This is a genomic window from Haemophilus parahaemolyticus (genome assembly GCF_018373095.1).
Classification (GTDB): Bacteria; Pseudomonadota; Gammaproteobacteria; order Enterobacterales; family Pasteurellaceae; genus Haemophilus_A; species Haemophilus_A parahaemolyticus_A.
In genome coordinates, this window is the sequence record NZ_JAHAHT010000098.1 from 1 (window position 1) to 6558 (window position 6558).

Annotated in this window: 7 protein-coding genes and 1 pseudogene; all 8 read right to left on the minus strand. The window is 41.6% G+C overall.

The genetic code is table 11. The features are described from left to right. Positions 1–107: 107 nt before the first annotated feature. Positions 108–1892: pseudogene (gene mukB, locus KH943_RS08565) on the minus strand (chromosome partition protein MukB); the annotation flags it as partial. 58 nt (positions 1893–1950) lie between these two features. After that, on the minus strand, positions 1951–2658 hold the full coding sequence (locus tag KH943_RS08570) for a zeta toxin family protein (protein WP_304109996.1): 708 nt from the start codon (positions 2656–2658) through the stop codon (positions 1951–1953). Positions 2659–2665: 7 nt separating this feature from the next. Beyond that, entirely contained in the window at positions 2666–2887 is a 222-nt protein-coding gene (locus tag KH943_RS08575; RefSeq protein ID WP_005705323.1) for a hypothetical protein, read from the minus strand. Beyond that, a complete protein-coding gene (mukE, locus tag KH943_RS08580; protein WP_304110000.1) occupies positions 2887–3594 on the minus strand; it encodes a chromosome partition protein MukE in 708 nt (235 codons plus the stop codon). Before mukE ends, KH943_RS08575 begins: the two co-directional genes overlap by 1 nt. A 22-nt stretch (positions 3595–3616) precedes the next feature. Beyond that, positions 3617–4960 carry a chromosome partition protein MukF gene (gene mukF / locus KH943_RS08585; protein WP_304110003.1) on the minus strand — a complete coding sequence of 448 codons (1344 nt, stop codon included), beginning with the start codon at positions 4958–4960 and terminating at the stop codon, positions 3617–3619. Between the two features lie 228 nt (positions 4961–5188). After that, positions 5189–5383 (minus strand): Fe-S cluster assembly protein IscX, encoded by a 195-nt coding sequence (iscX, locus tag KH943_RS08590; protein ID WP_005706580.1) that lies wholly within the window; start codon positions 5381–5383, stop codon positions 5189–5191. Then, on the minus strand, positions 5383–5724 hold the full coding sequence (gene fdx, locus KH943_RS08595; RefSeq protein WP_005706571.1) for an ISC system 2Fe-2S type ferredoxin: 342 nt from the start codon (positions 5722–5724) through the stop codon (positions 5383–5385). The genes iscX and fdx overlap by 1 nt, the downstream gene beginning before the upstream one ends. 11 nt (positions 5725–5735) lie before the next feature. Continuing rightward, a partial coding sequence (locus tag KH943_RS08600; RefSeq protein WP_304110012.1) for an Hsp70 family protein occupies positions 5736–6558 on the minus strand: 823 nt, incomplete at its 5' end.

Genomic DNA, 6558 nt, shown 5'->3' on the forward strand with positions numbered 1-6558 from the left:
CCGGCGTGTTTTAACGGACACATATAGAAAAACAGGGACCGCCGCAGTAAATTTTCTGCAGCAGTCCCTGTGCATTCACTGGTTATTTATGAAGGTCTATGTTGTAACTGTTGGCGTTGGCGGGAGCGTACTTCAACAAGCTCGGCTAATTCCGCTTCTAAATCTTCGCGTTTTACTTGTTGCTCTTCAAAGTAATTTTCAAGCTCGTCTGCGTGACTAAACTCACTTTGCGTTCTTTGATTAAGCTCTGCCAACAAGCGTTTTGCTTGCTGTTGTTGTTGCAAGCGTTGTTCAAGCTCGTGCAATTTCTGGCGTAATCCAACCGCTTGTGTCGCACGCATTTTCTGTTCTGGGAAAGCATTAAGCAGTGATTTAGCCTCCTCAAACGCTTGCAAGCGGTCTGTTTCGCCCACAATTTTGCAAACTAATTCATACGCTTTTTCAAATTGCTCTTTCGCCATATCTGAGACAGATAAACGCTGTTCTAAGTCGAACACTTTGTCGGTCATTTCATCGGCTTGGGCTAAAAATTCTGCGTGGTAATCTTCAATATTATGTAAGTCTAAATTTGCCAAACCTGAAAGCTGTTTTGCTTTTTCTAGGGCAGCAACCGCTTGTTGATATTGCAAAGCACGGGTTTGTTGAGCATCTAATGCTTGTTGATAATCCGCAAGCTGTGCTCGCAAATCTTCCACGTGTGCTTCCGCATCATCGGCCTGGTGTTGGGCTATTTCCACTGCTTCGGAAACTTCTTCAATCGCCATTTGTTGCTCTTCAAGTTTCTCGTTGAGCTCTTCAACGTCATCTTGATAACGTTCTACTTTCTCTTGATGGCGTAATGCATTTTGCACCAAGTTTAAATGATCATTCGCGGAATTAAATTCCGCTTCAAGCCCTTGTTCGGTGGCTTCAATTTCTGCTGATTCACGGCTAAATTCCACTAAACGATGTTGCTCAAGCTCACGCTTCGATTTTAAATTCGCCCACGCCTGACGAAAGCTTAACGCTTGTTGAATATTTCCCAAACGCTCGTTTGCGTGACGCATATAGTCCGCAGATACGTAATCGGTTGAATGGGTAATCAACTGCTTGAACATATCACGATCCGATTGCGTAACCTTGATCGCTTCAAGCGTCATACGGTTTTCACGTAATGCCGATTCCATATCTTGGAATGCTTGGCGAACGCCCGTATTTTCAGGCAATAAGTAATCGCGTAATGATTTGGTAATCACACTTGAAATACCACCATAAAGTGACGCTTCGATCAATTTATAGAATTTACTACGATCGCTTGCAGAACGTAAACGTTTCGGCAATACGCCCACATCAAACATAAAGCTGTGGTAATCGGTAATGGATTGATATTGCTTGAATTGAGCATCCGATTGCTCAAATTTTTCTTTGACTTCATTCAATGCCAGCACGCGTGCTTTTGTGCCCATTTGTTCGGTCAAAATATAGATAATCTGCTGATCAAAGGGTACGTTTTGTAATGAAAATGGGCGAATATCCACTTTTTTGTCTCGCCCCGCAATCTGTTGCAAACGCACGCCTGTGATAACACGCTGACCGCGAGAATTCACGCTTTCCAACACTGCATAACAAACACCCGCTTTCAATTTACCATATAACCCTTTATCGCGAGAGCTAGAAGTTGAACCTGCTTCAGTGGTGTTACGGAAGTTTAAAAGCGTTAAATCAGGGATTAAGGCAGTGACAAAACCCGCCATCGTGGTTGATTTACCCGCACCATTACCGCCCGAAAGTGTGGTGACTAATTCATCTAAATCAAAAGTACGAGCAAAAAAGCCGTTCCAGTTAATCAGCGTTAAGGAGCGGAATTTGCCACGTTCAATCTGTTGTAGCTGAATTGTCGGTTGCACAATCATTGTCTCTTGTGCATTCTCTTCTAAAATTAAATCCGTGTTACTCATTAGGATTTTTCCTTTATCTATTTAATTCTGTATTGATAATAGCGGTTAATTGATCTGCTGGTGTATCTTTAATATCAAATAATTTCTGAGAGCGAGAATATACTTCAAAGCCATCGGGTTTCGCCTCTTGCAAAACACGCACCGCGTTATTTGCTAAATTTGCAATCACAAAGTCGAAATGTTCTCTTGGCACATAACGAGGTTGCATACCTTGACGCGCTTGTTCCTCTGCTCTTTTTAGTGTGCTATCCCAACTCAGCTCTTTAGGGCAAGTACAAATTAACACATTGGTTTGGTAGCCATAATGCTTAAAATTTGCAAGTTCTTTAAGAGGCACATCAGCGGTGCGAAAAGTCCCTTCAATCAATAAATTAAAGCGATGTGCTATGGCTTCATCTCGAATACGTTGCACCATTTTACCGGTGAATTCGCCTGTATATTTCGAAGCCTCTTTGCCATATTGCTGATAAATTTCATGGTAATACTGATGGTAAGGACGAAATTCATCTCCGTTAATTATCAGCAAGTTGAAATCTAAACGCTTACTCATTGCAAGAGAACCGAAAGATTTCCCAGCACCAGGTTGCCCTCCCAGTAAAATAGCAACAGGGTACTCTTGTGGGGTAACCAGATGTTCAGCAAGCAAATTTGCCCAAATTTTAGGAAAATTTCGTTCAATATCAGCCTCAACATCGTAAGCATTGATATCGAAGTTTTGCATAAAACCTCTAAATTGCTCGTGATGAATGGTATTTAGCACCAACCTCTTTCACTTGACTTGAAAGCAAATCGAAATCGATCGCCTCAGGTTCGGTGCGATATACTTGCCCTCTTAAACGGCTAAGAAAAAGTTGATCTTCATTGAGTGGTAATTCTAAAATTTTACTTAAATCTGCTTGAGTACTTGCGATTAACTCAATCAACACATCTTTTTGCATTAACGTACACATTATTCCTCACCCTCTGCAAAATCTTCCTCATTTTCTACCGCTTGTTCTTCTGTATCAGCGGTAGGATTTGACGCGGTTGCCTCACCATCACGAATCAAACGTAATTGTGCTTCGCGGTAATCATCTCCTGTGCGAACGTCTGCACCGAAACGGAAAACGGAAACAGAAATCACAAATTTCTTGCTGTTTTGATCCCCAACACGGGTAATCATTCCGATACGGGCTAAACGGCGTAATGCCCCACCGACTTTTTCAACTAATTTAGCTTTATCTAAGTCTGAACCTGTCGAACGTGGATTTACCGCTTTTAACAATTTTTGTTCATCGGCAAGGTTTAACAACTCTTCATAAACATCATCGTAACTAAACACGCCTTGTTGTGCCAAGCGTTCAGGACTTAAGTAAAGATAGCACAACACTTTACCGACCAACATCTCCATTTCAGACATCGCAGAACGGGCTATCAAGGTTGAGGCACGTGGGCGGAGGTAGAAAAAACCTTCTGGTGCACGAATAAGATCCACGTGATAACGGTTGTAAAACTGCTCAAGTTCTGCTTGGAAATCCATCAAAAACGCGTGTTCATCAAGCAAATCAATACTAATATGGCGACCTGCACGTAATTGGCTATCAAGGCTTGGAAAAATTGGGTTGGCAATTGCCGCCGCTAATTTAGTTGAAATCACATCTTGAATATTTTCTGTCATAATTTTTCTCTTTTTTGCTTGATTACTGGTATTTATCAATCACGTGAGCTTGCACTTCCGCTCCTGTTTCATTAATCGCTTGCCATTCTGGATAAACCGCTTGGCTATCTAAACTTGCCATACCCAATTTACTTGCTTGATCTACGATAATACGTGCCACATCAAAATGGCGAGAATGCGGATAGCGAGCCAATTGTTCACGTAAAACCACACCTAAGTCGATTGGCTTACCTTCCGATCTAAATTGTGAGAGATAAGCCTGCATCATTGCCACGATTTGCTCTTGTACATCGCTAATGGATTGATATTCCAACTCTGTTGGTAATTCACCAACCGCTTCGGCTTCATTAAATTCATTTTCATCATCACGTAAATCAAGAAGCGAATCCGCTTTCGCAGTATAAAGCATCCAAGGTGCATCAAAATAATCTTGAATAGATTGACGCAAGCGCTGACCAAATACACGGTTTTTATCCATATCAATCGCAGTACGAATAAATTTATGCACGTGGCGATCGTAGCCAATCCAAAGATCGATAGCCTGTTGTCCCCAACTCATAATGCGGTCTAATTTATTTTGTAAATTAACTATCAGCTGATCGATAAAATCTAAATCGTAACGCCCAATCAAACAACTCTGAATACGTAACAACTGTGCCTGTAGCTTGTCGCCCGCTGCATTCAATGTATCTTGCAACTCTCGCAAATTACCCGATGTTTCGTCTAATAATTGTTCACAACTAATAATCGCTTCGTGCCAGTTTTGACTTAACAGATTCGCAATTCGCTCACGAATTTGGTGCTGATTCTCATCCATAACACGTTGAGAAAGATCGATACTATCAAAAATTTCTGCCACCGAATATTTTAGCGGTGCAAATACATTATTTCGCCAATGACGTTTATCTCCGTCCTCTTCAGCAGCGAGAGATGCTTTTTGGATTTCGCTTGCCACAATCGAAAGTTGAATAGAAAGACGCAAGCTAGAAAACTCACGCTGACGGATGTAGTAGTTCGCAATTCCCACAGCAAGCGGCGTAACACGATAAATTGCCAAACCTTCAGTAAATTCGCTAGAAAAGCGGTTTAAAAGGCGTTGTTTTACTAGATCATTGATCGCATTATTTGCACGCTGTGAAAGGGTAAATTCTGATTGTTCAAAAGATTGCGAAACATAACGGAACAGATCGATTAAATCACTCTCAAGCAGTTCGCCATCAGTTTGTTCTTGATTAAAAATAGAAATCGCCAATAAAAAAGCAAGGCGTTCAGGTGGGAGAGAAAGAGAAAACTCACTCTCTTTCGTCCAATGGATAAGCTCTGGAATAGTGTGTGCCAACTCGTTCTGTGCAGTTTCGTTCAGCATAAGGCTCATATTCGTATATCGTCAAAAATGGCGTTTATTGTACAGGAAAGTCGTGTAAATATAAATCGGAAAAGATATCACGCGAACATAAATAAGAAGCACATTTCTCTTCAAAAATAAAATCAAATACACCATATGTACATTACAGAAAAACAAATACTGCCCTCTATCACATAAAAAAAGACCGCTTGTAGTTATACAAGCGGTGAAATTTTTTCTTAGATTTACTTATTCATACTCTTCAATCCATTTCAGCAAAATCGCCTCAAGGATTGATTCGTTAGAGCCTTCAGGATCATCATCAAACTCTTCGAGTTCGCAGATCCATTGGTGCATATCGGTAAAACGCACGGTCACAGGGTTTAAATCAGGATCGCGGTCGTACAACGCCCACGCAATATCTTGTACATCAGTCCATTTCATTAGTGAGCAGCCTCATTTGCGTGGTTAAGGTTATATTTTGGAATTTCGACCACTAAGTCTTCATCACCAATCACACATTGGCAACTTAAGCGGCTTTCCATTTCTAAGCCCCAAGCCTTGTCCAACATATCTTCTTCTTGATCTGAGCTTTCGTTTAAAGAATCAAACCCTTCACGAATCACTACGTGGCAAGTCGTACAAGCACAAGAACCATCACAGGCGTGGTGGATTTCCACGCCTGCATTGTGTGCCACTTCTAATAAATTATCGCCTTCATTGGCTTCAACAACCATACCCTCTGGGCAAAATTCTTCATGGGGAAGAAAAACTACTTTTGGCATATTATCCTCTTTTAAATAATCTCATCAACGGCTTTACCCGCTAATGCTTTTTGAATTGATAAATTCATTCGTTTTGCTGCGAATGCTTGGGTAGCATGGTCAAGTTCTTTAATCCCTTGGGCAATCGCTGCTCTATCTGAACCTTGTTTTAAATCAATCAACTTTTGAATTTCCGCTTCGATCTCTTTAAATTCTTCAACAGAAAGCACTTCTGAGCCATCTTCTTGGAGAGCTGAAATCACGGTATCAATCACACGATCAGCTTCTACACGTTGCTCTGCAAGCTGGCGGGCTTCCATATCTTCTTTGGCATTTGCCATTGAAGACTTGATCATCTGGGTCACTTCTTCATCGGTTAAGCCATAAGATGGTTTGATCTGAATCGAAGCCTGCACTTTGGTCGATTTTTCCATTGCTGTTACGCTCAACAAACCATCAGCATCGACTTGATAAGTCACACGAATAGTTGCCGCACCTGCTACCATCGGAGGAATGCCACGTAAGGTAAAGCGACCGAGTGAACGGCAATCTTCCACCAATTCACGCTCGCCTTGTAGAATATGAACCGACATCGCTGTTTGCCCATCTTTAGCGGTAGTAAACTCTTGGGCTCGTGCCACAGGAATAGTGGTATTCCGTGGAATGATTTTTTCCACTAAACCGCCCATGGTTTCAATACCAAGCGAAAGAGGCACAACGTCTAACAATAACATATCCGCGTCAGGCTTATTGCCGACCAAAATATCCGCTTGAATGGCTGCACCAAGGGCAACCACTTTATCTGGATCAATCGAGGTTAATGGCGTTTTACCGAAAAATTCGCCTACTTGTTCA

Bases quoted from the DNA above. Each gene is read 5' to 3' on its own strand.
- KH943_RS08570 (WP_304109996.1), bottom strand. From the start codon at position 2,658: ATGCAAAACTTCGATATCAATGCTTACGATGTTGAGGCTGATATTGAA.
- KH943_RS08575 (WP_005705323.1), bottom strand. From the start codon at position 2,887: ATGTGTACGTTAATGCAAAAAGATGTGTTGATTGAGTTAATCGCAAGT.
- mukE (WP_304110000.1), bottom strand. From the start codon at position 3,594: ATGACAGAAAATATTCAAGATGTGATTTCAACTAAATTAGCGGCGGCA.
- mukF (WP_304110003.1), bottom strand. From the start codon at position 4,960: ATGCTGAACGAAACTGCACAGAACGAGTTGGCACACACTATTCCAGAG.
- iscX (WP_005706580.1), bottom strand. From the start codon at position 5,383: ATGAAATGGACTGATGTACAAGATATTGCGTGGGCGTTGTACGACCGC.
- fdx (WP_005706571.1), bottom strand. From the start codon at position 5,724: ATGCCAAAAGTAGTTTTTCTTCCCCATGAAGAATTTTGCCCAGAGGGT.